Here is a 23,282-nt window from a genome sequence, read left to right as displayed (position 1 = left end):
GATGAATGCTGTGTTGAAACGCTCCGTATTGACGGGCCTGGCGCTGTCCAGCCTCGTGCTGGCGGGTTGCGTCCCCCCACGGGCATTCGACACCTCGCCCGACCATATCACCCGTCCCAACCCGACAGCCGTCCCTGTCAGCCCGCCGCCCGCGCCCGTCAAGGCCATCCCTGCCTTGTCCCCGCCCAAGCTGAATGCGCCGGTTCCGACTTATACCGTCGTGGTCAACGATGTGCCGGTGAAGGATCTGCTGTTTTCCATCGCACGCGACACCCAGTACAACATCGACCTGTACCCGGGCATCTCGGGGAACGTCTCGCTCAATGCCGTGCAGGAGCCGCTGCCCGCCATTCTCGACCGCATCGCACGGCAAGCCGACCTACGCTACGAGATGAACGGGCGGACGGTGTCGATCATGCCTGACACACCCTACGTCAAGACCTATACGGTCAATTACGTCAACGTCGCCCGCAACACGACCTCCAGCGTCGGCGTAGCGGCGCAGATCGCCAGCACCGGCGGCGGCATCGGCACGGGAACCGGCAACACGTCCGCCTCGACCAGCGCCGGCAACTCCTCCACCACCACCGTCGCCAGCCAGTCGAACAACGACCTGTGGACGGTGTTGGCCGACAATATCCGTACCATGCTCGCCGGCACGCGGGCCGTCACCCAGAGCAACGAGGAACGCGCGGCGCGGCTGGAGGCCGAAAAGGCCGAGCGCGCCGAACGGGTCTCGCAGGCCGAAGCGGCCAGCAAGGCCGGCGCGGGCGCCGCCAACCTGTTCACTGCCGCGTTCGCCAACCAGCCGGCAGGCGACGGCAAATACGATGTGGCGGTCAACCCGGTCGCGGGTACCGTGACGGTACTCGGCACCTCCAGACAGCAGGAACTGGTGCAGCAGTACCTGGATCGCGTCATGCAGTCCGCGCAACGTCAGGTGCTGATCGAGGCAACCATCGTCGAAGTCACGCTCAAGGATCAGTACCGCGCGGGCATCGACTGGTCGAAGGCCTTGCAGGGCGCCACCGGCTGGACGATCAATACCGTAGGCGCTGGCACCAATGCGCTGGCGGGGACGCTCTCGCCGTTCATCCAGGCCACCTACACCAACAGCGGCAATAACGGTTTCACCGCGGCCATCGACCTGCTGGAATCGTTCGGCAAGACCAAGGTGCTGTCCAGTCCCAAACTCATGGCGCTGAACAACCAGACGGCCCTGCTCAAGGTCGTCGACAATCTGGTCTATTTTTCCGTGCAGTCGCAGCAGGGGGCGTTATCCTCCACGGGTTCGGTGCTCCAGCCCGCCACGTTCACGACCACCGCACACACCGTGCCCATCGGCGTGGTGATGTCGGTGCTGCCGCAGATCAACGAGAATGGCATGGTATCGCTGACCGTGCGTCCCACCATCTCGCGCAAGGTGGGATCGGTGGACGACCCCAATCCCGACCTTGAAAAAGCGGGCGTCAAGAATTCCATTCCCGTCATCCAGGTGCGCGAAATGGAATCGCTGCTGCAGGTACGCAGCGGCCAGACCGTGGTCCTCGGCGGCCTGATCCAGGACGACAGCAACAATGCGCGCGATGGCGTACCCGGCCTGTCGCGCCCCGAAGGTATCGGCGCCTTGTTCGGCCAGCATGAACGCCTCAACAGCCAGACCGAACTGGTGATTTTCCTGCGGCCCACCGTGGTATCCAACCCCACGCTGAACAACGACGCGCTTCAGCCGTTCCAGCGGCTGCTCCCCGACAGCGCCCGGAGCCAGCCTTGAGCCTGCTGCTCAAAGCATTGAAACAGGCCGAGGCCGCAAACCCCGGACGGTCCGGCACGGACAAATTTGATTCCGACAGCCGAATCGAAGGCGATCTCGAACTGGAACCGGCCCTCCCTGGCACCGCGAAAGCGCGCGAATGGGTCGAACCGCCCGGCCTGCTGTTCAGCAACAGCGAACCGGTGTCCGGCACCTCGTCCCCCAGGCTGCGCTGGCCGCAGCTTTCGCTGGTGCCGCTCACCGCGCTGCTGGCCGTCCTCGTCGCGCTCGGCTACGGGATATACCTCTACTTCGCCCTGCAACCGCCGGCCACCATGCCGCCGCCGCCCATGGCGCGCGCTGGCACGCCCGCTGCGCCGGTTCCCGTGGTGCAGCCGATGCCGCCGACCCTATCGACAGCCACGCCCGAACACCGTCCCGAGCCCATTGCCGCCGCGCGTCCCGCGCTTGCCGAACCTGCCACGGCGCCTGTCACCACGCTTCCGCACCGCAGCGCGCCATCTGTTCCGCGTGCGCAGCCGACGGTGGCCGCCACCCCTGCGCCTGCCGTGCTCCAGTTCCAGCCCGATGCCCAGACGACCCTGCTCACCCAGGCCTACGCCGCCTATCAGCGCGGGGCCCTGACCGAAGCGCAACGGCTGTATACCCAGGCAGCCACACACCGACGCACGGCGGATGCGCTGCTGGGACTCGCAGCCATCGCCAGTGCGCAAAACCGCGATGCGGATGCCCGGCGCCTATATCGCGAAGTGCTCGAGATCGATCCCCGCAATGCAGCCGCCCAGGGTGCCTTGCTCGACTTGCTGGGCAATACTGACGGCCAGGTCACCGAAAGCCGGCTGAAAATGCTGATCGAACGCGCGCCCAGCCCGCAGCTCTACCAGACGCTCGGCAATCTCTACGCCGGGCAGGGGCGCTGGAACGACGCCCAGTCCGCCTACTTCGAGGCCTATCGGGGTGCGCCCGACAACGCCGATTACGCCTTCAATCTGGCCGTCAGCCTCGACCAGTTGCAGCAGTACCCAAGCGCGCTGACGTATTACGAGAAAGCCCTCGCAGACAGCGGCGTGCACCGCTACGACCGCGCCCAGGCCGAAGCGCGCGTGCAGCAGTTGAAATCGATCCGGTAAGGCCGCCATGGAGCGCCGCAAGAAACTCCGCATGGGCGAAACCCTGGTCACCCAGGGGCTGATCACCCTCGACCAGTTGCGCATCGGCCTGAAGGAGCAGAAAGCCACGGGCCTGCCGATCGGCCGCCAGCTCGTCGCACTCGGATTCATCACCGAAGCCGTGCTGCGCGACCAGCTCGCCAATGCACTCGGCAGCCAGGGCATCGACCTCACCCAGGTCGTGGCCGACCCCGAAGCGCTGCAACTGGTGCCCGAGGAATTTGCGCGCCGTCACCACCTGTTGCCGATCGCCCACGATGCCGCGCGCAACGTGCTGACGCTGGCGACTACCGACATGTTCAACGTCGTCGCGCTCGACCAGTTGAAAGCCTCGCTCGGCGGGCAGATCGAAATCGACACCCTGCTGGCGGCGGAAGCGCAACTGCTCGAATGCATCGACAAGTTCTATGGTTTCGACCTCTCGCTCGACGGCATCCTGCGCGAAATCGAAACCGGCGAAGTCGATTACGCCAGCCTCAACCCCGATACCGAGGAATACACGCAGCCAGTGGTACGGCTGGTCGGCGCGCTGCTGACCGACGCGGTGAAGCGCGAATCAAGCGACATCCACTTCGAGCCCGAGCATGCCTTCCTGCGCATCCGTTATCGCATCGATGGCGTGCTGGAACAGATCCGCAGTCTGCACAAGACCTATTGGCCGGGCATCCTGGTGCGTCTGAAGGTGCTGTCCGGCATGAACATCGCGGAGACGCGCGCGCCGCAGGACGGCCGCATGTCGCTCACGCTGAACGGCCGCCCGATCGATTTCCGCGTCTCTTCGCAGCCCGGCATCCACGGCGAAAACGTGGTGCTGCGCATCCTCGACCGTGAAAAATCCATCATGCCGCTGGATTACATGGGCTTCACACCCGACGCGCTGCGCGAACTGCAACTGATGATGGCGCGGCCAGAGGGAATCCTCGTCGTCACCGGACCCACCGGCTCGGGCAAAACCACCACGCTGTACTCGATGCTGTCGCATCTCAACAACGAGACCGTCAACATCATGACGCTTGAGGACCCGGTGGAATACCCGGTCACGCTGATGCGCCAGAGCTCGGTCAACGAAACGCTGAAACTCGACTTCGCCAACGGCATCCGTTCGATCATGCGGCAGGATCCCGACATCATCCTGGTCGGCGAAATCCGCGACAAGGACACCGCCGAGATGGCCTTCCGCGCCGCCATGACCGGCCACCAGGTGTTCACCACCCTGCACACCAACTCCGCGCTCGGCGTGTTTCCTCGCCTGATGGACATCGGCATCCAGCCCGGCATTTTGTCCGGCAACATCATCGGCGTCATTGCGCAGCGTCTGGTACGCAAACTGTGTCCGCACTGCCGGGAAGCTTACACGCCGGACGAAGACGAAGCGCGCATCCTCGGCGCCGACCCGCTCGAACCGCCGCAGATCTACCGCGCCGTGGGCTGCCCGGCCTGCAGCCATAAAGGCTACAAAGGCCGGCTTGCACTGATCGAGCTGTTGCGGATGGACCCCACGCTGGATGAACTGGTCGCCAACCACGCACCGCTGCACGAAATCCGCCGCGCCGCATTCGAACACGGTTACCACCCGCTGGCCGAGGATGGCATCAAGCGCGTGCTGGATGGCGTGACTTCGTTGTCGGAAGTCTCGCGAGTGGTGGATTTGACAGGGCGGGTGTGAGAATGGCCCTGGGTTCTTCTTCGCTCACATTGGTGACCTTGCGGCGGCTTCGCTTTTCGCCTTTGGGCGAGTCACTTTCTTTTGCGTGGTCAAAAGAAAGTAACCCAAGAAAAAGCCACCCCTACTGTGTCGGCCTTCGGCTCCCCTGCGATGCTCGCCACCCGAGGCGGGGCTGGAACTCGCCCTGGCGAGCTGCACAAAACGCGGCTCACTGCGGAGCTCAGACACCCAGCCCCTTGTTCCCTCGGGCGGCTGCGCTTCTCGGCGACACAGAAGGGGCACCTGCGCACGCACCTGGGGTTTTATCCCCTTCAGCGCTGCCGATTTGGCGCGTGCGGACGGGAAGAGAGCGGAACCGTGTCCGAGCTCCGCAGCAAGGCACGTTTTGTGTGCCTTGCCAGGGCGAGTTGGTGGAGCGCCCGGCCGCACGCGCCAAATCGGGGACCCGCAGGGCAGCGATGCGGGGTCGCCTTTCTTTGGTTACTTTCTTTGGCGAAGCAAAGAAAGTAACTCGCCCAAAGGCGAAACAGAACGTTCATATCCCACAGGCGAAACGCGAAGCCATCGCGAGGCCCGTCTAACCATGCCTTTCTTCGACTACCGCGCCATCGATCAGACCGGCCGTAGCGTCCGGGGCACGCTGTCGGCCGTCAACGACGTCGATCTCGAGCTGCGCCTGAAGCGCATGGGGCTCGACCTCGTCACCCTGGTCGAGTTGTCGCGCCAGTACGCCCCTACCGGCCGCGAGCGGGTGACCCGGCGCGATCTGGTGACGTTCTGCATCCATATGCGTTACATCACGCGCGCGGGCATCCCTTTGCTCGAAGGCTTGCGCGATCTGCGCGACACCATGGAGAAACGCGGATTTCGCGATGTCCTGACCGCGCTGCTGGAAGACCTGGAAGGCGGCAAGGTCCTTTCGCAGGCGCTGGCGGCGCATCCGGCGGTATTCGGCGCCGTGTTCGTGCACAGCGTCAAGGCGGGCGAACAGACGGGTCTGCTGGACACGGTATTCGAACGGCTGGCCGAGTCCCTCAAGTGGCAGGAAGAAGTGGCGGCCAAGGCCAAGCGCCTCATGATCTATCCCGCGATGGTGCTGGTCGTCGTCGGCGCCGCCATCCTGTTTCTGTTGATCTATCTGGTGCCGCAGGTACTGGGCCTGGTCAAGACCATGGGCGTGGCGCTGCCCTTGCCGACGCTGATCCTGATGGCGGTGTCGAATGCACTGCGCTCGTACTGGCTGATTGGGCTGGCGCTCGCATTGACAGTGGGCATCGGGCTGCCCTTATGGGTGCGCAAGAGCGAAGCCGGACGCGAATGGTGGGACCGCACCCAGTTGCGATTGCCGATCATCGGACCGATCGTGCAGAAGATCGTGCTGTCGCGCTTCACCAACACGCTGGCGATGATGTACCGCTCGGGCGTCACTGTGCTCGACGCCCTACGCGCCGGCGAGATGATCGCCGGCAACCGCGTGATTGCCGACGGCATACGCCGCGCCGCCCAGCAGATTGCCGACGGGCGCGGGTTGTCGGAAAGCTTCCAGTCGCTGGCGTTGTTTCCGCCGCTGGTGATCCGCATGCTACGTGTGGGCGAAAGCACCGGCGCGCTCGACGAGGCCCTGGACAACGTGACGTTTTTCTACAACCGTGAAGTACTCGACTCGATCGAAAACGGCCTCCGGGTGCTGGAGCCGCTGCTCACGGCCATTCTGGGCCTGCTGCTCGGCGGCATCCTGGTGTCGGTGCTGTTGCCGATTTACGACCTGATCGGGAATCTGCCGCTGTGATCATGGAAACCACAGTTGAACGCGTTCGATGGTGCGGCTGGGCAAGTGACTGCCGCGAAGCGAAGAGGCAGCAGGCCGTTGCCTGCAACGACGAGCGACAAAGGCAGGCGCATGACCAATCGTACCAGCGGATGCGTAGCGGATTCAATTTCCCGGTACAAGCCATCGAAGGCAGGGAAATTAATTTCCGTGCGGTACTTCCGACATTTATGAGCGGTCTACTGCGGTTTTCATGATCATGTTCGACCATCGCCTGCTTCTCTTTGCCACGCCCCGCCAGATCGGTGTCCTCGACTGGCGCCCGGGACATATGCACTGGCTGGGCGAGTTTTCCGCCGATGCGGAAGGCTTGGCCGCATTCCGAAAAATCGTGATCAGGCATGCGCACCTGCCTGTACTGCTGGTGGCCGACACGGTCGACGAGGATTACCGCAGCGAGGTTCTGCCGCATGTGCAGGGACGCGCACGCGACGAACTGCTGGCGCGCAAGCTCAAGCAGGTATTCCGCAACACGCGCTTTACCGGCGCATGGCGGCAGGCACGCGAAACGACCGGACGCCGCGACGACCGCTATCTGCTGGCGGCCTTGCCCGACGCCGAGTGGCTGACCCCCTGGCTCAGCGTGCTGCACCGCGAACACGTGCCGCTCGCGGGCATCACGCCGCTGGCGCTGGCCTACCAGCATCTGCTGGAAAAACTACGGGAACAGTCGGCGCATACCTTGCTGGCATGCCGTCTCAACAATAGCCTGCGGCTCTCCTACTATCACAACGGCCTGCTGCGTTTTTCACGCCTGATCGGCGGCGACACGCCCGCGCAACTGCCCGGTAACGCAGCGGACGAAATCGCGAAGACGCAGCTCTACCTCAGCGGACAGCGCATCCTGCCGCGCGAGGCCCGGCTGCATGTGCTGCTGCTCGATCCCAGCGGCCAGCTCGACAGCGCACAGGCACAGCTGAACGCCGACCCGGCGTTCAGCACGCGACTGATCGACATGTCCAGTCTCGCACGCGCTTTGCGCATTCCCGACGATTTTCTGGCCGCCACGCCGGAAGTCGCGCCCCTGGCCGCCATCGCGGGCGAAACGCTGAAACTCAATCTGGCGCCGTCCGAATTGCTGCAGCATCACCTCGAATTCCGTTGGCGGCGCGGCCTGCATGCGGCTGCCGGCATCGTCGCAGTGCTGGGCCTGGGTCTCACGGCTGCCTATTGGCTGCATGCCCGGGACCTGGACGACCAGGCACGCCAGTTGGCCCAGCAGTATCAGCAATTCGATGCCCGCTACCAGGCCATTGCGCGTACCTTTCCCACCCAGGTCATGGCCCCCGAGCAACTCGTCCAGACTGTCAATCTGGCACGCCAGCTCGGCCAGGCGCAGACCGATGCGTTCGCACTCTTCGCAGCGGTTGGACAAAGCCTGCTGGCCACGCCCGATGTCGCGCTGGACAGCCTGGGCTGGACCGATGAGCCACCGACAGTGAACGGCGGGGTCAAGGTCAACCTCGATGCCGGATTGAGTCCGTTCGACGGCAATTACCGAGCAGCCATGCGGCGTATCGAAGAATTCATGCAGACTCTGCAGGCGATGCCGGGTGTACATGACGTGACTCTGCGCAGCAGCCCCGTGAATGCCGACTCCAGCAGCACGCTGTCCGGCAAGACACTTAACCCTGATGCGGTCAGTACACCCGCAGCGCGTTTCAGCCTCAACCTGCTTTTCCGCGAGGCCCGGCCATGACCCGCCCGCCTTTCGCCATCCTCAAACTGCCCTTACTGATGCTGCTGGCCGCGCTGCTGCTGGCAATCGGCGGCATCCTGTGGGGACAACGTCAGGCACACAATGCCGAAGCGGCTTTGCAACAGCAGCGCACGGCGCTCAACCAGGCACGCCAGCAACTCGATCGCAGCCGTCAGCAGCAGCGACTCCTCACCACCCACCTGGGGGATTACCAGGCGTTGGTGGCACGCGGCTTCGTGGGGGCTGAAGACCGCCTGGCCTGGATCGAAGCCGTGCAACTGGCCAACCGCGATGCCGGCCTGTATGGGTTGAGTTACCGCCTGATGCCCCGCACAGCCTCGCCGTCCTCGCTGGCGCAGGGCCTGCCGCTGGGGCAAACCCGCATGACCCTCACCTTCCCGCTGCTGGTGGAAACCGATCTCACACGGTTCCTCGACGCCCTCAAGTCGCGTGCGTCCGGGGTGTACCACGTTCAGGGGTGCCGCCTGTCGCGCCTGGACAATACGCCATTCGAAGCCGCCAATCACCCGCATCTACAGGCCGAATGCGATCTGCTGTGGTTCACTGTGGCAACGACAACGGAGGCCCGCCATGAATAGCTGGCTTCCCCGACCTGGTCAGCGCGCGCGCACAAAACGCGGATGGGACGGGCGCTCGAGCGCCTGGATGCTGGCGCTATACCTGATCTGCATCGGAACCGGCATGGCTGCTCCGGCCGATCCGGGCCGTTTGTTCTTCACGCCGGCGCAGCGCGCCCAGCTCGAGGCCGCGCGCGCGCGCAACGCCACCCCCTCCGGCCCGGGTCATTTGTTATCGACCGATAGCACCCCCACACCGCTACGCTACGATGGCGTGGTCATCCGCTCCGACGGCACGATCACACGCTGGGTCGACGGCAAGGCACAGCGCGACGGCTCGGCCGTATCGGGCCTGAAACCCGGCCAGATCCGCGCCAACGGCCGGGTATATGAGCCCTATCAGGTTCTGCGCCCCCGCCTCACCGAGCCGGCCAGCCCCGATACGAAGGATTCCGCACCATGACACGCTCGCGCGGTTTCACCCTGATCGAGATGGCCATCGTGCTGGTCATCATCACGATCTTGATTGGCGGACTGGCCATGCCGTTGTCGGCGCAGATTCAGGCGCGGCGGATCGCCGAGACCAAGACAACGCTCGAAGAAGCGCGCACGGCACTCTTGGGGTATGCCATGACGCATAACGCGACCAACGTACCCACACATCATTATCTGCCTTGCCCCGACACCAACGCTGATGGACGCGAAGACAGGGTATCCGATACACAATGCGCGGCTTACCGTGGTTTGTTACCGTGGGTCGATCTGGGCGTCGCCCCACAGGACGCCTGGGGCAATCGTTTGCGGTATGCGGTTGTCACGCAATTCATTGACAAATTCAACGGATTTTCCGCCAGCACCCCGGCGGCCTCGGGGCCTCCGTCATATGGGTTCGACCCAATCAGGATATGCAGCACCCATACCTGCTCTAGCCCGGATGTCGCCGACAATGTCGTGTTCGTTCTGGTTTCCCTCGGCCCCAATGGGTGGGGAGCGCAAAACATCAATGGCACCACCTTGGCGGCACCGACAGGCCCGGACGAAGCAGACAACCTCGACGGAAACCCCACCTACATCAGCCGATCCCCCACTACGGCAGACGCAGCCAGTGGAGAATTTGACGACCTGACTGTCTGGGTCTCGCAGTCGACGTTGATCGCCAGCGTATGCCCTACGGGTTGCCCGTCGCCGCCGTAGCCTGCAGACGGAACGTCACTCGCCCTGCTTGGTTGTCTGGCAATTCCAATCGATACCCCGAACGCGCGGCCTGCCGCGCAGCCTGATACAGCCCCACGCCCAGTCCGAAGTCCGACGCGACCGGGCTGAGGAACAAGTTGCGGGCCACGTGCTCGGGCGCAGCACTGCCACTATCGGTCACCGTCAAGCTGACCAGTGGGTGCAGCGTCAGACGCACTTCCACTGCAACACCCGACTGATTCTGCCGTTTGCGCAAGGCGTTGGTCAGCAGATTGTCGACCACGCTGTCGAACAGATCCTGAGGCAAAGGAGTGTCGTCTAGCACCTCGGCGAAAAACTGCACGTCGTCGTGCTCGTAACGCGTCTGCAGCGCCGCCCACCACGTATGCGCAGCCACATGCGCGACATCCATTTCCGCCGGCTGCTTGAGCTCGGCGAGCAGGGTCTTCAGCGACTGCAGGATGTTCTTCACGTCGTGCGTCAGGCGCGCGCCGGTATCGTGGATGGCCTGGCTGTAGGCCTGCTCGCGCAAAGTCTGCTCGCGCACCTTGGCGGCGTAGAAATAGCCCAGTAATTGCGACAGCAGGCGTACATGTAGCGCCAGCGCCGGCGTGAGCGGACGCACCGATTGCCAGCTCAGGGTCAGGCCGTGGAAGGCGTGGCTCACGGCGTGTTCGGCCGGCTCACCGAAACTGCCTTCGCCGCGCGCCGCCTGCCAACGGCCGCCACGTATCCAGGTCAGCTCGTGCAAGTCGGACAGCGCGTCGCGCACGAAGGATTCGGGATCGCGTTCACGCTCGGCCAAGGTCGCCAGCCGCTGCGCCCAGCCTTCGAACGGCAGTCCCACCGACAACAGATAGCGCGAGGTCACCTGCCCCAGCCCGGCAAAGCCGGCGCGCGGATTCCACAGCCACGACAGGGCCAGCAGCAGCGCCGCCATGCCCAGCAGCGTCTGCACCAGCGCCCACGCATAGCTCACCTTGGCCACCGCCACCACCGCAAATACGCCCAGCGCCATCACCATGATGAGCAGCGACAGCATGAGGCCGTAGATAAAATCAAGCGTAGATGAAGTGCTGCGCTGACGGCCCGCAGGGAGGAACAGGATCGCCAGCGGCAGCAACGGCAGACCGTAGCGCGCCACGATCCGCAGTTCATCGGGCAGCGAAGTCCTCCCCAGGCTTTGCGGCAACACCCAGGCCAGCAGCAGGGCAAGCAGATAAGCCAGTGCAAGCAGGTAGGCCAGTCGCGGCCCGCGTTCGTTTTGCGACGTCGCGACTGCACCCACCAGCCCGGCCAGGATCGCCAGCCAAAGCGCCATCACCCAGGTGCTGTCCACCAAGACCAGCAGCGCGGCCATGGCAAACACCGGCAGCGCCAGCCGCGGCTCGATGCGCGCCTCGCTGCGCACCAGCGGCTGCCATAGCAGGAACAGGCCGTAATGCGCCAGCAGGAAGGCACGCGTCGTCGTCACATCGGCGTCGAACACCACCGCCGCATGCAGGGCCAGCAGCATCAGGCCCAGCCAGCGTCCGGGCGCCACGCGCGTGAAACGCGTGGCCAGCGACGTCAGCCAGGCCAGCTGCGGGGCGGTTTCGGTGTGTTCAGTCATGCGCAGGGAATCGGGAGGGGATGCGAGACGATCAGCATGCCACTGCTAACGGCATTCCGATCCGTAAATGGAGGGTGACCGCGCGTCGGGTCGCGAACATCCTGACGGAAATCCGGCATGGGTGTCGTGTTTTCATCAAAATGGGGCGGCCCCAGGCTCGTTTGGTTGCGTTTTTTCATTTTTAATCAAAATCTTACATCACACTCACTGATGGCACATATTTTGCGTGTTGGCCCAACAGGCAATGACAACCGGAGAGCCCCACCATGCCGCACCCCCACTTCGCGCGACGCCAGTCGGGCTTCACCCTGATCGAGATCGCCATTGTGCTGGTCATTATCGGCCTGTTGCTCGGCGGCATTCTCAAGGGGCAGGAACTGATCAACAGCGCCCGGGTGAAGAATCTTGCCAGCGATTTCCGCAACATTCCGGTATTCATTTACGGCTATCAGGACAAGTTCAAAGCCCTCCCTGGTGACGACAAAGCTGCTGCAACACATGTCGGCACAACAACCTTCACACCGGGGGCAGGCGATGGCGATGGCATTATCGAAGGCAACTGGAACGACGCCGTGACCGCCACCCCCTCTGAGTCCATTTTATTTTGGCAGCATGTTCGGGCAGCGGGTCTTGCGCCCGGACCCACCGACCTTGCAGCAGGAGATTTTCCGCCTAACAATGCTCTGGGCGCCCGCATTGGCATCCAAAGCACCGTGCCGTTCACGGGCATGACTGGGACCTACTTCATCTGCTCAGGCAGCATCCCTGGAAAATTCGCCAAGCAACTGGACAGCCAACTGGATGACGGCAACACCGCAACCGGTTCGATGATGGTAGGCACTACTCTGCCCACCGCTATTGCAACCGGTTCAATCGTTGACTCCACCGCCTACATTGTCTGCATGGGCATTTAATTCAGCCCGCCCAACTCAATTGTCAGTCCGCTTCGGCGGGCTTTTTGTTTTCTCCTACCCCTGCAACACCCTGAACTCCGCCGCCGCCAGCCCGTCGGCGGCGCCGCGCAGCACCAGCACGTCGCCGACCTGGATGCGGGTGTCGGGCTGGGGGTCGACGCCCTTGATGCCCTGACGGCGGATCGCCACCACCTCCACGAGTAGTTCGTTCAGCCGCAGTTCCTCGAGGCTATGTCCCGCCGCCACGGCGCCCTGCGTGACCAGTAACGTATGCAGACGGGGCTGGGCATGCTGATCGAGTTCGTCGTCGGCATCGCTGGCGCCGCGAAAGAAACCGCGCATCATGGCGTAGCGCGTTTCGCGCACTTCGCGGATCCGTTTCAGCACCTGACTCAAGGGCACGCCGAGCAGCATCAGCGCATGTGAAGCCAACATCAGTGAACCTTCCATGACTTCGGACACCACTTCGGCCGCACCGGCCGCTTTCAAGGCATCGATGTGGGTGTCGTCAATGGTGCGCACCACGACCGGCAGATCGGGCCGCAATTCGCGGACATGGCGCAGGATGGCCATGCTGGAGTGCAGGTCGGAATACGTCACCACGATGGCCTGTGCACGGCTGAGGCCGGCGGCGACCAGCACTTCGCGCCGGCTGGCATCGCCGTAGACGACGCTGACGCCGGATGCCGCCACCGCACGGATGCGCTCGGGGTCGGCGTCGAGCGCGACGAACGTGATGCCTTCCACTTCCAGCAGGCGGGCCAGGTTCTGTCCGCTGCGGCCGTAGCCGCAGACGATCACGTGCTGGGTCTTGCCGAAGGTCTTGACCGCGATGTCGTGCACCTCTTTGGCGCGGCCAGCCCATTCGCTGCCCGCGATCAGCCGGGTCAACACGTCCATGCGATTGATCAGGAGCGGGGCGATCAGCATCGACAGCACCATCGCCGCCAGCACCGGTTGAGTGATCGGGGCGCCCAGCAATTGCAGATCGGCGGCCTGGGCCAGCAACACGAACCCGAATTCGCCCGCCTGCGCCAGCCCCAGCGCCGTCCGCACCGAGGTGGGTCGAGTGTTGCCGAAGGCCAGGGCCAGGCCGCCGACCATCAGCCCCTTGCCGGCGACGATCGCCGCGACCAGCAGCAATACGTCGCCCCAGTTCAGCATGACCTGCATCAGATCGAGCCGCATTCCGATCGTGACGAAAAACAATCCCAGCAACACATCGCGGAACGGCTTGATGTCGTCTTCCACCTGGTAGCGGTATTCGGTCTCCGAAATCAGCATGCCGGCCAGGAACGCGCCAAGCGCCAGCGACAGACCGGCACTCTCGGTCAGGAACGCCAGCCCCAGCGTGAACAGCAGCAGGTTGAGCGTAAAGAGTTCGGGCGACTTGCGGCCTGCCACCCACTGGAACCACGGACGCATGATGCGCTGCCCGACGAACAGCAGGAACCCCAGTACCACGACCGCCTTGAACACGGCCAGCCCCAGGGTGATGGCCATGGTGTCGGATTCCTTCGCAAATGCAGGAATCAAAATCAGCAGCGGCACCACGGCCAGATCCTGGAACAGCAACGCACCGAAAATCTGGCGGCCGTGCGGCGTCTGGATTTCCAGCCGTTCGGCCAGAAGCTTGGATACGATGGCCGTGGACGACATCGACATGATGCCGCCCAGCGCCAGCGCCGCAAGCAGCGGCAAATGCAGCAGCCAGGCGATCACCGCGGTCAGCACGATGGTCAGCCCGACCTGCGCGCCGCCGAAGCCGAACACCGTCATGCGCATGGTCATCAGGCGCGCCAGGCTGAACTCCAGGCCGATCGAGAACATCAGGAACACCACGCCGAATTCGGCCAGGTAACGTGCTTCTTCACTGTCCGGAATCCAGCCCAGGGCAAACGGGCCGATGGCAATGCCGGTCACCAGATAACCGAGCATGGTGGGCAAGCGCAAGGCACGCGCAGCCGCCGCCACCAGCACGGCGACCGCAAGTAGAATCAGGACAAGCTGGAGGCTGCTGTGCATAGGTATTTCATAGGCTTCAGCCCATATTTTCTGTCGGAGGCAACCTGCCGAAACCGCAGTAAAAACGCGGTCGGACAGGCAGGCTTTAGTATACTTGCCGACCATGCGACCCCAACCCATCTCCACCGAACATTTGCTTGCGCTTGCGCGTCAGGTGCTCGATATCGAAGCCGATGCCCTACGCGCCCTGTCGACCCGGCTCGACGCCGGCTTTGCGGATGCCGTGCAGTTGATCCTGGCATGCCGCGGCCGCGTGGTGGTTTCGGGAATGGGCAAGTCCGGCCATGTCGGGAGCAAGATCGCCGCCACCTTGGCCTCTACCGGCACCCCGGCTTTTTTCATGCACCCGGGCGAAGCCAGCCACGGCGACCTCGGCATGATCCTGTCGAATTCGGGCGAGAGCAACGAGATCGTCAGCATCGTGCCGCTCATCAAGCGGCGCGGCGCCAAGCTCATCGCGATGACCGGCAATCCCGGTTCGACCATGGCACGGGAAGCCGACGTACATCTCAATGCCGCAGTCGACAAGGAAGCTTGCCCGCTCAACCTGGCCCCCACTGCGAGCACCACGGCGGCACTCGCGCTGGGCGACGCCTTGGCGGTGGCGCTGCTGGATGCACGCGGCTTTTCGGCCGACGACTTTGCGCGCACCCACCCGGGCGGCAGCCTGGGACGGCGATTGCTCGTCCATGTGCGCGACGTCATGCATGCCGGCGAAGATCTGCCGAAGGTCGGCCGCGATGCCTCGGTCAAGGCCGCGCTGTTCGAGATGACCCAAAAGGGACTCGGCATGACCGCAGTCGTCGAGACGGACGGCAAGGTGGCCGGACTGTTCACCGACGGCGACCTGCGGCGCACCCTGGAGCACACGATCGACCTGCAGCAGGCGAAGATCGCCGACCTGATGACCCGAAACCCGAAGACGATCCGCGCGGACGAGCTCGCCGTGGCGGCAGTGGAAAAAATGGACACCCTGAAAATCAATGGCCTGCTGGTGGTCGACGCCGACCATATCCTGGTCGGCGCACTCAACATGCACGACCTGCTTAAAGCGGGGGTGGTGTGATGATGGTCGATCTGATTGCGCGCGCGCAGAAAATCAAACTGGTCGCATTCGACGTCGACGGCGTGATGACCGACGGTACCCTGTTTCTGGCGGACGATGGCCAGGAATACAAGGGCTTCAACTCGCTCGACGGGCATGGCCTGAAAATGCTCAAAGGCAGCGGGGTCGAACTAGCCATCATCACCGGACGCGATTCGCGAGTGGTGGAACATCGGGCACGGAACCTCGGCATCGAGATCGTGCATCAGGGCGCGCACGACAAGTTGGCCGTGTACGAGGCCTTGTGCCGCGAGTTGAACCTCGATTGCGAAGCCACCGCCTACATGGGCGACGACGTGGTCGACCTGCCCGTGATGCGCCGTGCCGGTCTGGCCATTACCGTGCCGGCCGCCCCCGAACTGGTGAAAGCCTACAGCCATTACACCACCACGCGCGAAGCGGGCCACGGCGCAGTGCGCGAAGCCTGCGAGTTCCTGATGCGCGCGCAGGGCACGCTGGACGCGGCGCTGGCGCCGTATCTGAGATGACAGGCTGCATACGCTGCGCCCTGAACGCCGTCCGTCCGGGGACGGCATGATCTCACGCGGATCATTGTGGCTGCCGCTGGCCATCTTGCTGCTGCTGGCTGCGCTCAGTTTCTGGATCGAACGCATGGTGGAGATCCCGGCCAACGGCGGCGCGTCGCCTACCCGGACCGATCCCGAAGGCATCATGGAGAACTTCAATGCGATGCGCACCGACCTGAATGGCAAACCGCAGTACCGGCTGTCCGCCAAGAAATTGAAGCATTACTCGGACAGCAAATTCACCGAATTGGAACTGCCCCACTTCACCCAACTGGACGAACAGTCAGGCGACGTGAGCGCAGTGTCGAAACAGGCAACCGTGTCTCCCGACGGCCATGAGGTCGACCTGCGCGACGACGTTCTCGTGGAACGTGCCGCGCATGCAGGACAATCGCTCATGACCATGCGTTCGGCGCGACTGCTGGTTTTTCCAGAACGCAACCAGATGCGCTCCCCCGGCCCGGTGGTGATCCATGACGCCACACTGGATCTGCGCGCGGACGCGATGGAGTACGACGCCAAGCAACGTATTCTCAAACTGACAGGACGGGTGCATGCCCGTTATATTTCCGGAAAAGGCTAGCGCCATGACTAAATCGAATACCCGGCTTTACGCGGTGCTGTGCGCCGCCTTGCTGGCCACCTCCGCCCACGCGGAAAAGGCCGACCGCGACAAACCGGTCAACCTCGAGGCGGACACCGTCACCCTCGACGACATCAAGAAAATCAGCGTCTACCAGGGCAATGTCGTATTGAGCCAGGGCACACTGATGCTGCGCGCCGATCGCGTGCAGGTGACCCAGAATGCGGACGGACTCGACAAGGTCAGTGCGATCGGCCGCCCCGTGGCGTTCCGCCAGAAAACCGACAGCGGCGATGAATTCATCGAGGGCTTTGCCGATCGCATCGAATATGACGGCGTCACCAGCCAGCTCGAACTGATCGGCCAGGCCCGACTGCGGCGCGGCAGCGACGAACTGCACGGCGCGCAGATTTCCTACAACGCCAACACCGGGTTCTATAAGGTCGTCGGCCAGCCCAACGCCCAGACCCCGAGCGGGCGCGTACGCGCCGTCATCCGCCCGAAACCGCACACGCCCGCACAGCCTGCAGCCAAACCATGAGCCAGATTACCGCCCAGGGCCTGCGCAAGACGTATGGCAAACGCACCGTGGTGCACGACGTCTCCTTCGAGGTCGAAAGCGGCGAAGTCGTCGGCCTGCTCGGTCCCAATGGCGCCGGCAAGACCACCTGCTTTTACATGGTGGTGGGCCTGGTCGCGGCCGACGGCGGCAGCGTGCAGATGGATACGCACGATCTCACCCACATGGCAATCCACCAGCGCGCCCGGCTGGGGCTGTCCTACCTGCCGCAGGAACCTTCGATCTTCCGCAAGATGACCGTGGAAGACAATATCCGCGCCATTCTCGAGCTCAAGTCCTACGACAAGGCCGAGCGCGAGGAACACCTCGACAATCTGCTGGAAGACCTGCACATCGCCCACCTGCGCGAAGCGTCCGCCGTCAGCCTCTCCGGCGGCGAGCGCCGCCGTGTGGAAATCGCCCGCGCACTGGCGATCAACCCGCGCTTCATCCTGCTCGACGAACCTTTTGCGGGGGTTGATCCCATTGCGGTGATCGACATCCAGAAACTGGTGCATTTCCTCATCGAGCGCGACATCGGCGTCTTGATCACCGACCACAATGTGCGCGAAACCCTAGGTATCTGCGATCGCGCCTACATCATCAACGAAGGGCGCGTGCTGATTGCCGGTACGCCCGACCTCATCATTCAGGACGACAACGCCCGCAAAGTCTATCTCGGCGAAAATTTCCGTCTGTAACAACCGCCATCCCCAGGCGAATCGCGTTAAACTGGTCTCAAGCCGGCACGCTTTTTGCCGTAGTCAAGATTCATGAAACACAGCCTTCAACTCAAGCTCGGTCAACACCTCACGCTGACGCCCCAACTGCAACAGTCGATTCGACTGCTGCAGCTGTCGACGCTGGAACTGAATCAGGAACTGGAGCAGATGCTGCAGGACAATCCCCTGCTGGAACGCGAGGAGGAAGACGAAGCCAGCTATGCGACAGCGGAGGCGCCCGCACATACAGCCGAGGCCGAGGCGCAAAGCACAGAAACGGCATTGCCCGACCATACCGACTCGGAACCTGTCACCGCACTGGATGACTCCGACTGGAACGACTACAGCGTGGCCAGCGGCGACGACGAGGACAACGATTACACCCAGGGTTCGATATCGGGCGCGACCTTGCGCGAGCATCTGCTGAACCAGTTGATCGTCAGTCCGCTCACCCTGCGCGACCGCACCCTGGTCGCCGCGCTGATCGACGACCTGGACGATTCGGGTTTCCTGACCCAGCCGCTGGAAGACATCACCGCGAGCCTCCAGGCCGAACTCGAGGAGCTCGAACCCGAGGAACTCGAAACCGCGCTCAAGCACCTGCAGAACATGGACCCAACCGGCGTCGGCGCACGCAACCTGGCCGAATGCCTGACCCTGCAACTGCGCGCCCTGCCGCCGGACACGCCCGCGCGCGACGCCGCCATGCGGCTCACCGCGCATTATCTGGACCTGCTCGCCGCACGCGATGTCGGCAAGCTGAAGAAAATGCTCGGCATCGACGACGCCACGCTGCGCGCCGCACGTGCCCTGATCCTGTCCCTGAACCCGCGCCCGGGCGCCGCTTTCGGCGCCGACGACACGCACTACGTGATTCCCGACGTCTACGTGCGCAAGGTCAAGGGCATGTGGATCGCCAGCCTCAACGCCGACGCCATGCCCAAGCTGCGCGTCAACCGCGTCTATGCCGACATCCTGGCACGCCACCGCGAAAGCGGCGGCAGCCAGCTCGCCAGCCAGCTGCAGGAAGCACGCTGGCTGATCAAGAACGTGCAGCAACGTTTCGACACCATCCTGCGCGTCTCGCAGGCCATCGTCGACCGCCAGAAGCAATTCTTCGAACATGGCGAGGTGGCGATGCGCCCGTTGGTACTGCGCGAAATCGCCGATGCAGTGGAGCTGCACGAATCGACCATTTCGCGCGTGACTACGCAAAAATACATGATGACGCCGCGCGGCTTGTACGAGCTGAAGTATTTCTTCGGCAGCCACGTCTCGACCGACAGCGGCGGCGCCTGTTCCTCGACCGCCATTCGTGCCCTTATCAAGCAGCTGGTTGCTGCCGAAAGCGCCAAGAAACCGCTGTCGGATGGCCAATTGGCGGAAGTTCTGGGCCAGCAGGGTATCGTGGTAGCCCGCCGCACGGTCGCCAAGTATCGCGAATCGCTGCAAATCCCACCCGCCAACATGCGCCGCGCACTTTGATCGCAAAGGCTTTTCCTGCACAGTCCGCCTAACAATCCGTGCCATGCTTGAATGTGCCGGGCTTTCGTCCCACAATGAAATCGAGCACAACAGATCGCTCCTGGAAGGTCGGTAGCATGCCGGCTTCCAGTTATGTTCAGCAGACTTAGGAGGCTCTATGAATTTGACGATTTCCGGTCATCATCTGGAAGTGACCCCAGCCATCCGCGACTACGTTTCCGAGAAACTCGACCGCGTCAAACGCCATTTCGACCACGTTATCAACGTGACGGTCATCGTGCAGGTGGAAAAACTGGTGCACAAGGTGGAAGCCACGCTGCATGTGAAAGGCCATGATTTCCATGCCCACAGCGAGGACGGCAACATGTACGCCGCAATCGACCTTCTGGCGGACAAACTGGATCGCCAGATCGTGAAGCACAAGGAAAAAACCTCGGACGTCCATCAAGGCGGTGGCGGACTGAAGCATCAACCGACCGAAAGCCCGGCCTGACGTCGTAATCCCCCTGCCCGGAGGCCTCAAACAGCCTTCGGGCGTATAATCTGCAGATGCCGGACAACCTCTTTCCCCGGCTGTGCAAAGGCATGAACCTAATCGCCCCCCTTATCACCCCCGACACCACCTTGCTGGATATCAGCTTCACCAGCAAGAAAAAACTGTTCGAACATGCAGCCGACCTGTTCGCTCAGACCCGCGGTCTCAAAGCCTCCGACATCTTCACCAGCCTGTTCGAACGCGAACGCCTGGGCTCGACCGCGCTCGGTCATGGGATCGCCATCCCGCACGGGCGCATCAAGGGACTGAAGGAAGCGTGCGGCGCATTCTATCGCCTGAAGAGCCCGCTCGAATTCGATGCGCCGGACAACCAGCCGGTGACGCTGTGCTTCATCTTGCTGGTTCCCAAGGACGCCAACGAACGGCATCTGCAGATTCTGGGCGAGCTTGCGCAACTGTTCGGCGACGAAACCATGCGCGCACAGATGCTGGATGCCGCCACCCCGTCCGATTTGATGGGACGGCTCGAGTCATGGTCAAGCTGAGTGCGCAGGCCGGCGCATGGATGGCGAACTAAGCCACGTTTCGGTTGAAACCCTGTTCCGCGATCTGGCGGAACAGCTCGGCCTGCAATGGGTAGCCGGACGCACCGGCGGCGATCGCACCCTATCCTCCGAGACCATTCAGAAACCAACCCTGGCGCTCATCGGCCATCTGAATTTCGTCCACCCCAACCGGGTACAAGTCCTGGGCTGCGCCGAAATGGACTATCTGCGCGGTTTGTCCGAACCCAGTCTGCAGGAAGCGATCGACCACCTGTTTTCGAACGAACTCGCAGCCATCGTCATCTCCAATGGCGAGGCCGTCCCGCCGGTCCTGCGCGAGACCGCCGAACGCACCGGCACGCCCTTGTTCTCATCGACGCTGGCCAGCCCGATCCTGATGTCCTATCTGGGCCATTACCTGACGCAAAGCCTGGCCGAAACGACCTCGCAGCACGGTGTGTTTCTCGAAGTGCTGGGCATGGGCGTCCTCATCAAGGGCGATGCCGGCGTCGGCAAAAGCGAGCTGGCGCTGGAGCTGGTCACACGCGGCCACCGGCTGGTGGCCGACGACGTCGTCGAACTCAAGCATGTCGCACCGGAAACCCTCGAAGGCAACTGCCCCGCGTTGATTCGTGATTTCCTCGAAGTACGCGGCCTCGGCATTCTCAACATCCGTTTCCTGTTCGGCGAGACGGCGGTCAAGTTGCAAAAGAACCTCAGACTGATCGTCGAACTGGTCCATCCTCAGGAAATCGGCGAAGTCGGGCTCAACCGGCTCGACATGGTCGCCTCGACTGAAAACATCCTCGGCGTCGCCATTCCCAAGGTGCGCATTCCGGTCGCAGCCGGCCGCAACCTTGCGGTACTGGTCGAGGTGGCCGTGCGCAACCACATCCTCAAGAGCCGTGGAATCAATCCGGTCGAACAGTTCATCAAGCGCCAGCAGGCCGCCATCGACGGAGACGATTGAATGCAAGTCGTACTGGTATCGGGATTATCGGGCTCGGGAAAAAGCATCGCGATCGCGGTACTGGAGGACGTCGGCTATTACTGCGTCGACAATCTTCCCCTGGCCATGCTGCAGCCCCTGGTCGGTTATCTGCAGCGCGAAGGGCACGACCGCATCGCCATCGCCATCGACGCCCGCAGCAGCGCGAGTTTTACGCAGCTGCCGCCGATTGCGGATGCGCTACGCAATCAGGGTGCCGACCTGCGAGTCATCTTTCTCGAGGCGAAGACCCTGACGCTGGTCCAGCGCTTTTCCGAAACGCGGCGGCGCCACCCGCTCTCCAGCGATACGGTTTCGCTGCAGGAAGCCATCCAGCTCGAACGCGAGATGCTGGCCGACATCGCGCCGCTGGCGCACCGCATCGACACCAGCGATCTCTCCGCCTCCGCCTTGCGCCTGTGGATCAAGGATCTGGTCGGGCAGGATCGTTCGCGCATCACACTGCTGTTCGAGTCCTTCGGCTTCAAGCACGGCATTCCGCTCGATGCCGACCTGGTGTTCGACGTGCGCTGCCTGCCCAATCCGCACTACGTGGCCGAATTGCGCCCCCTCACCGGGCGCGACCAGCCAGTGAAAGACTTTCTCGAAGACAGCCCCAACGCCATGGCGCTGCTGGCCGATATCCGCGGCTTCGTGGAGAACTGGCTGCCGTGTTTCATTCGCGACCACCGTGCCTATCTGACGGTCGCCATCGGCTGCACCGGCGGTCAGCACCGCAGCGTGTATTTTGCGGAAACGCTGGCCGCCGCCTTCCGCGAACGCGAGCAGGTGCTGGTGCGGCACCGCGAACTCAGCTGATGACGACCCTGCGCGCCGGCGATCTGGGCGTGCTGCTGACAAGCGGCAGCCTCGTCGTCGCGTTGACGATATGGGCCTGGGGTGGCGACCGCGGCGACACGGTCGTCATCCGCGCTGCCGGCCAGGTGGTGGAAACCGCTTCACTCGCACAAGCCCGGACCTTTGCCGTCGCCGGACCGCTCGGCACGACGCATATCGAGATCGAACCCGGCCGCGCGCGCATTGCGCGCGATCCGTCGCCGCGCCAGCTATGCGTCAAGCAAGGCTGGCTGACGCAATCCGGACAGGCGCTCGAAATCCGCGGCCGGACCACGGCCTATGACACACTCGGTTATTGAACTGCCGGTCCATGCGGACGACCGCCGCATCGCGCGGCTGGCGGCGCTGGCGATCGGCCTCACGCTCGCGGAGGCCGCACTGCCGAGCCCGGTGCCCGGCGTGAAACCGGGACTGGCCAACATCGTCATCCTGCTGGTGCTGCTGCAATACGGCTGGCGTGCGGCCGCCTGGGTGTCGGGTCTGCGCGTCCTGGCCGGCGGCCTGCTGCTGGGCAGCCTGTTCGCACCCGGTTTCTGGCTGTCGGCCGCCGGCGCACTCGTCAGCCTGTCGGTGCTGGCGCTGGCGCGTTACCTGCCCAGCCGCCATTTCAGTCCAGTCAGCCTGTCGGTGCTGGCGGCATTCGGCCACATCGGCGGACAGCTCGCACTGGTGGGCATCTGGTTGTTGCCGGCCGCTGCGCTGATCAAGCTGCTGCCCGTGTTCGCCACCGCTGCGCTGGTTTTCGGCACGGTTAACGGGCTGATCGTAATGCGCATGCTTGCCACCACGACACCGGAACCAGGCATGTCACCCGATATTCTGGCAGGCACTCGCAAGGGATAAGCCGAGCTGTGCGGACGATGTCCGAGAGCCGACACCCCCCGCCCTGCGGGCAACTTCGTGCACCGATCGAGTGCAAATCGTTGTCGCATAGTGGATTATTGGCGGCATCCGG

Annotated in this window: 23 protein-coding genes; 21 read left to right on the top strand and 2 right to left on the bottom strand. The window is 63.5% G+C overall.

Features of this window, described 5'->3' with window-relative positions; all coding sequences use genetic code 11:
- The first annotated feature begins 10 nt into the window (after positions 1 to 10).
- The 8 genes from mshL (at position 11) to ABT23_RS10135 (ending at position 9,908) form a co-directional block, all read left to right on the top strand.
- Complete coding sequence (gene mshL / locus ABT23_RS10170) at positions 11 to 1,774, top strand: pilus (MSHA type) biogenesis protein MshL (protein WP_296634528.1); 1,764 nt, start codon at positions 11 to 13, stop codon at positions 1,772 to 1,774.
- On the top strand, positions 1,771 to 2,904 hold the full coding sequence (locus tag ABT23_RS10165) for a tetratricopeptide repeat protein (protein WP_296634526.1): 1,134 nt from the start codon (positions 1,771 to 1,773) through the stop codon (positions 2,902 to 2,904). Before mshL ends, ABT23_RS10165 begins: the two co-directional genes overlap by 4 nt.
- A 7-nt stretch (positions 2,905 to 2,911) precedes the next feature.
- Positions 2,912 to 4,609, top strand: a complete 1,698-nt coding sequence (locus tag ABT23_RS10160; protein WP_296634525.1) for a type II/IV secretion system protein — start codon at positions 2,912 to 2,914, stop codon at positions 4,607 to 4,609.
- Between the two features lie 583 nt (positions 4,610 to 5,192).
- The gene (locus ABT23_RS10155) at positions 5,193 to 6,398 is read left to right on the top strand and encodes a type II secretion system F family protein (protein ID WP_296634522.1); all 1,206 of its coding nucleotides are present in this window, start codon (positions 5,193 to 5,195) and stop codon (positions 6,396 to 6,398) included.
- Positions 6,399 to 6,630: 232 nt separating this feature from the next.
- Positions 6,631 to 8,136, top strand: a complete 1,506-nt coding sequence (locus tag ABT23_RS10150; protein WP_296634520.1) for a monoheme cytochrome SoxX — start codon at positions 6,631 to 6,633, stop codon at positions 8,134 to 8,136.
- Positions 8,133 to 8,735 carry a hypothetical protein gene (locus tag ABT23_RS10145; RefSeq protein ID WP_296634518.1) on the top strand — a complete coding sequence of 201 codons (603 nt, stop codon included), beginning with the start codon at positions 8,133 to 8,135 and terminating at the stop codon, positions 8,733 to 8,735. Before ABT23_RS10150 ends, ABT23_RS10145 begins: the two co-directional genes overlap by 4 nt.
- The gene (locus tag ABT23_RS10140; protein WP_296634517.1) at positions 8,728 to 9,177 is read left to right on the top strand and encodes a hypothetical protein; all 450 of its coding nucleotides are present in this window, start codon (positions 8,728 to 8,730) and stop codon (positions 9,175 to 9,177) included. Before ABT23_RS10145 ends, ABT23_RS10140 begins: the two co-directional genes overlap by 8 nt.
- Complete coding sequence (locus ABT23_RS10135) at positions 9,174 to 9,908, top strand: prepilin-type N-terminal cleavage/methylation domain-containing protein (RefSeq protein ID WP_296634515.1); 735 nt, start codon at positions 9,174 to 9,176, stop codon at positions 9,906 to 9,908. Before ABT23_RS10140 ends, ABT23_RS10135 begins: the two co-directional genes overlap by 4 nt.
- Here ABT23_RS10135 and ABT23_RS10130 read toward each other — a convergent pair.
- Positions 9,883 to 11,520, bottom strand: coding sequence for an ATP-binding protein (locus ABT23_RS10130; protein WP_296634514.1), 1,638 nt, complete (start codon positions 11,518 to 11,520; stop codon positions 9,883 to 9,885). The genes ABT23_RS10135 and ABT23_RS10130 overlap by 26 nt on opposite strands.
- Positions 11,521 to 11,786: 266 nt before the next feature.
- Between ABT23_RS10130 and ABT23_RS10125 the strand changes: the two genes are divergently transcribed.
- Positions 11,787 to 12,434 (top strand): prepilin-type N-terminal cleavage/methylation domain-containing protein, encoded by a 648-nt coding sequence (locus ABT23_RS10125; protein WP_296634512.1) that lies wholly within the window; start codon positions 11,787 to 11,789, stop codon positions 12,432 to 12,434.
- 54 nt (positions 12,435 to 12,488) lie between these two features.
- Here ABT23_RS10125 and ABT23_RS10120 read toward each other — a convergent pair whose 3' ends face one another.
- Positions 12,489 to 14,459 carry a monovalent cation:proton antiporter family protein gene (locus tag ABT23_RS10120; protein ID WP_296634511.1) on the bottom strand — a complete coding sequence of 657 codons (1,971 nt, stop codon included), beginning with the start codon at positions 14,457 to 14,459 and terminating at the stop codon, positions 12,489 to 12,491.
- 103 nt (positions 14,460 to 14,562) lie between these two features.
- Here ABT23_RS10120 and ABT23_RS10115 point away from each other — a divergent pair, with 103 nt between their 5' ends.
- The 12 genes from ABT23_RS10115 to ABT23_RS10060 all read left to right on the top strand — a co-directional run bounded on the left by ABT23_RS10115 (position 14,563) and on the right by ABT23_RS10060 (position 23,170).
- Positions 14,563 to 15,525 carry a KpsF/GutQ family sugar-phosphate isomerase gene (locus tag ABT23_RS10115; RefSeq protein WP_296634510.1) on the top strand — a complete coding sequence of 321 codons (963 nt, stop codon included), beginning with the start codon at positions 14,563 to 14,565 and terminating at the stop codon, positions 15,523 to 15,525.
- On the top strand, positions 15,525 to 16,052 hold the full coding sequence (locus ABT23_RS10110) for an HAD-IIIA family hydrolase (protein ID WP_296634508.1): 528 nt from the start codon (positions 15,525 to 15,527) through the stop codon (positions 16,050 to 16,052). The genes ABT23_RS10115 and ABT23_RS10110 overlap by 1 nt, the downstream gene beginning before the upstream one ends.
- A gap of 46 nt (positions 16,053 to 16,098) precedes the next feature.
- Positions 16,099 to 16,674 (top strand): LPS export ABC transporter periplasmic protein LptC, encoded by a 576-nt coding sequence (lptC, locus tag ABT23_RS10105; protein WP_296634506.1) that lies wholly within the window; start codon positions 16,099 to 16,101, stop codon positions 16,672 to 16,674.
- Between the two features lie 4 nt (positions 16,675 to 16,678).
- Positions 16,679 to 17,215, top strand: a complete 537-nt coding sequence (gene lptA / locus ABT23_RS10100; protein ID WP_296634504.1) for a lipopolysaccharide transport periplasmic protein LptA — start codon at positions 16,679 to 16,681, stop codon at positions 17,213 to 17,215.
- The gene (gene lptB / locus ABT23_RS10095; protein WP_296634503.1) at positions 17,212 to 17,934 is read left to right on the top strand and encodes an LPS export ABC transporter ATP-binding protein; all 723 of its coding nucleotides are present in this window, start codon (positions 17,212 to 17,214) and stop codon (positions 17,932 to 17,934) included. The genes lptA and lptB overlap by 4 nt, the downstream gene beginning before the upstream one ends.
- 72 nt (positions 17,935 to 18,006) lie before the next feature.
- Complete coding sequence (locus ABT23_RS10090) at positions 18,007 to 19,440, top strand: RNA polymerase factor sigma-54 (RefSeq protein WP_296634501.1); 1,434 nt, start codon at positions 18,007 to 18,009, stop codon at positions 19,438 to 19,440.
- 157 nt (positions 19,441 to 19,597) lie between these two features.
- Entirely contained in the window at positions 19,598 to 19,933 is a 336-nt protein-coding gene (raiA, locus tag ABT23_RS10085; protein ID WP_296634500.1) for a ribosome-associated translation inhibitor RaiA, read from the top strand.
- A gap of 92 nt (positions 19,934 to 20,025) precedes the next feature.
- Positions 20,026 to 20,481 carry a PTS sugar transporter subunit IIA gene (locus ABT23_RS10080; protein ID WP_296634498.1) on the top strand — a complete coding sequence of 152 codons (456 nt, stop codon included), beginning with the start codon at positions 20,026 to 20,028 and terminating at the stop codon, positions 20,479 to 20,481.
- A 16-nt stretch (positions 20,482 to 20,497) separates the two neighbouring features.
- The gene (gene hprK, locus ABT23_RS10075; RefSeq protein WP_296634497.1) at positions 20,498 to 21,451 is read left to right on the top strand and encodes an HPr(Ser) kinase/phosphatase; all 954 of its coding nucleotides are present in this window, start codon (positions 20,498 to 20,500) and stop codon (positions 21,449 to 21,451) included.
- Positions 21,452 to 22,288, top strand: coding sequence for an RNase adapter RapZ (rapZ, locus tag ABT23_RS10070; RefSeq protein WP_296634495.1), 837 nt, complete (start codon positions 21,452 to 21,454; stop codon positions 22,286 to 22,288).
- Positions 22,288 to 22,626, top strand: a complete 339-nt coding sequence (locus ABT23_RS10065) for a NusG domain II-containing protein (RefSeq protein WP_296634494.1) — start codon at positions 22,288 to 22,290, stop codon at positions 22,624 to 22,626. The genes rapZ and ABT23_RS10065 overlap by 1 nt, the downstream gene beginning before the upstream one ends.
- Entirely contained in the window at positions 22,607 to 23,170 is a 564-nt protein-coding gene (locus ABT23_RS10060) for a Gx transporter family protein (RefSeq protein ID WP_296634492.1), read from the top strand. The genes ABT23_RS10065 and ABT23_RS10060 overlap by 20 nt, the downstream gene beginning before the upstream one ends.
- Positions 23,171 to 23,282 lie beyond the last annotated feature (112 nt).

The organism is Thiobacillus sp. SCN 63-57 (assembly GCF_001725555.1).
Lineage (GTDB): Bacteria > Pseudomonadota > Gammaproteobacteria > Burkholderiales > Thiobacillaceae > Thiobacillus.
The sequence above is the reverse complement of the archived record's forward strand: the minus strand, read 5'-3'. Positions and strand labels throughout refer to the sequence as shown.

Excerpts from the sequence above, each read along its gene's own strand:
- ABT23_RS10160 (WP_296634525.1), top strand. The coding sequence starts at position 2,912 with ATGGAGCGCCGCAAGAAACTCCGCATGGGCGAAACCCTGGTCACCCAG.
- ABT23_RS10155 (WP_296634522.1), top strand. The coding sequence starts at position 5,193 with ATGCCTTTCTTCGACTACCGCGCCATCGATCAGACCGGCCGTAGCGTC.
- ABT23_RS10150 (WP_296634520.1), top strand. The coding sequence starts at position 6,631 with ATGATCATGTTCGACCATCGCCTGCTTCTCTTTGCCACGCCCCGCCAG.
- ABT23_RS10145 (WP_296634518.1), top strand. The coding sequence starts at position 8,133 with ATGACCCGCCCGCCTTTCGCCATCCTCAAACTGCCCTTACTGATGCTG.
- ABT23_RS10140 (WP_296634517.1), top strand. The coding sequence starts at position 8,728 with ATGAATAGCTGGCTTCCCCGACCTGGTCAGCGCGCGCGCACAAAACGC.
- ABT23_RS10135 (WP_296634515.1), top strand. The coding sequence starts at position 9,174 with ATGACACGCTCGCGCGGTTTCACCCTGATCGAGATGGCCATCGTGCTG.
- ABT23_RS10130 (WP_296634514.1), bottom strand. The coding sequence starts at position 11,520 with ATGACTGAACACACCGAAACCGCCCCGCAGCTGGCCTGGCTGACGTCG.
- ABT23_RS10125 (WP_296634512.1), top strand. The coding sequence starts at position 11,787 with ATGCCGCACCCCCACTTCGCGCGACGCCAGTCGGGCTTCACCCTGATC.
- ABT23_RS10120 (WP_296634511.1), bottom strand. The coding sequence starts at position 14,459 with ATGCACAGCAGCCTCCAGCTTGTCCTGATTCTACTTGCGGTCGCCGTG.
- ABT23_RS10115 (WP_296634510.1), top strand. The coding sequence starts at position 14,563 with ATGCGACCCCAACCCATCTCCACCGAACATTTGCTTGCGCTTGCGCGT.
- ABT23_RS10110 (WP_296634508.1), top strand. The coding sequence starts at position 15,525 with ATGATGGTCGATCTGATTGCGCGCGCGCAGAAAATCAAACTGGTCGCA.
- lptC (WP_296634506.1), top strand. The coding sequence starts at position 16,099 with ATGATCTCACGCGGATCATTGTGGCTGCCGCTGGCCATCTTGCTGCTG.
- lptA (WP_296634504.1), top strand. The coding sequence starts at position 16,679 with ATGACTAAATCGAATACCCGGCTTTACGCGGTGCTGTGCGCCGCCTTG.
- lptB (WP_296634503.1), top strand. The coding sequence starts at position 17,212 with ATGAGCCAGATTACCGCCCAGGGCCTGCGCAAGACGTATGGCAAACGC.
- ABT23_RS10090 (WP_296634501.1), top strand. The coding sequence starts at position 18,007 with ATGAAACACAGCCTTCAACTCAAGCTCGGTCAACACCTCACGCTGACG.
- raiA (WP_296634500.1), top strand. The coding sequence starts at position 19,598 with ATGAATTTGACGATTTCCGGTCATCATCTGGAAGTGACCCCAGCCATC.
- ABT23_RS10080 (WP_296634498.1), top strand. The coding sequence starts at position 20,026 with ATGAACCTAATCGCCCCCCTTATCACCCCCGACACCACCTTGCTGGAT.
- hprK (WP_296634497.1), top strand. The coding sequence starts at position 20,498 with ATGGATGGCGAACTAAGCCACGTTTCGGTTGAAACCCTGTTCCGCGAT.
- rapZ (WP_296634495.1), top strand. The coding sequence starts at position 21,452 with ATGCAAGTCGTACTGGTATCGGGATTATCGGGCTCGGGAAAAAGCATC.
- ABT23_RS10065 (WP_296634494.1), top strand. The coding sequence starts at position 22,288 with ATGACGACCCTGCGCGCCGGCGATCTGGGCGTGCTGCTGACAAGCGGC.
- ABT23_RS10060 (WP_296634492.1), top strand. The coding sequence starts at position 22,607 with ATGACACACTCGGTTATTGAACTGCCGGTCCATGCGGACGACCGCCGC.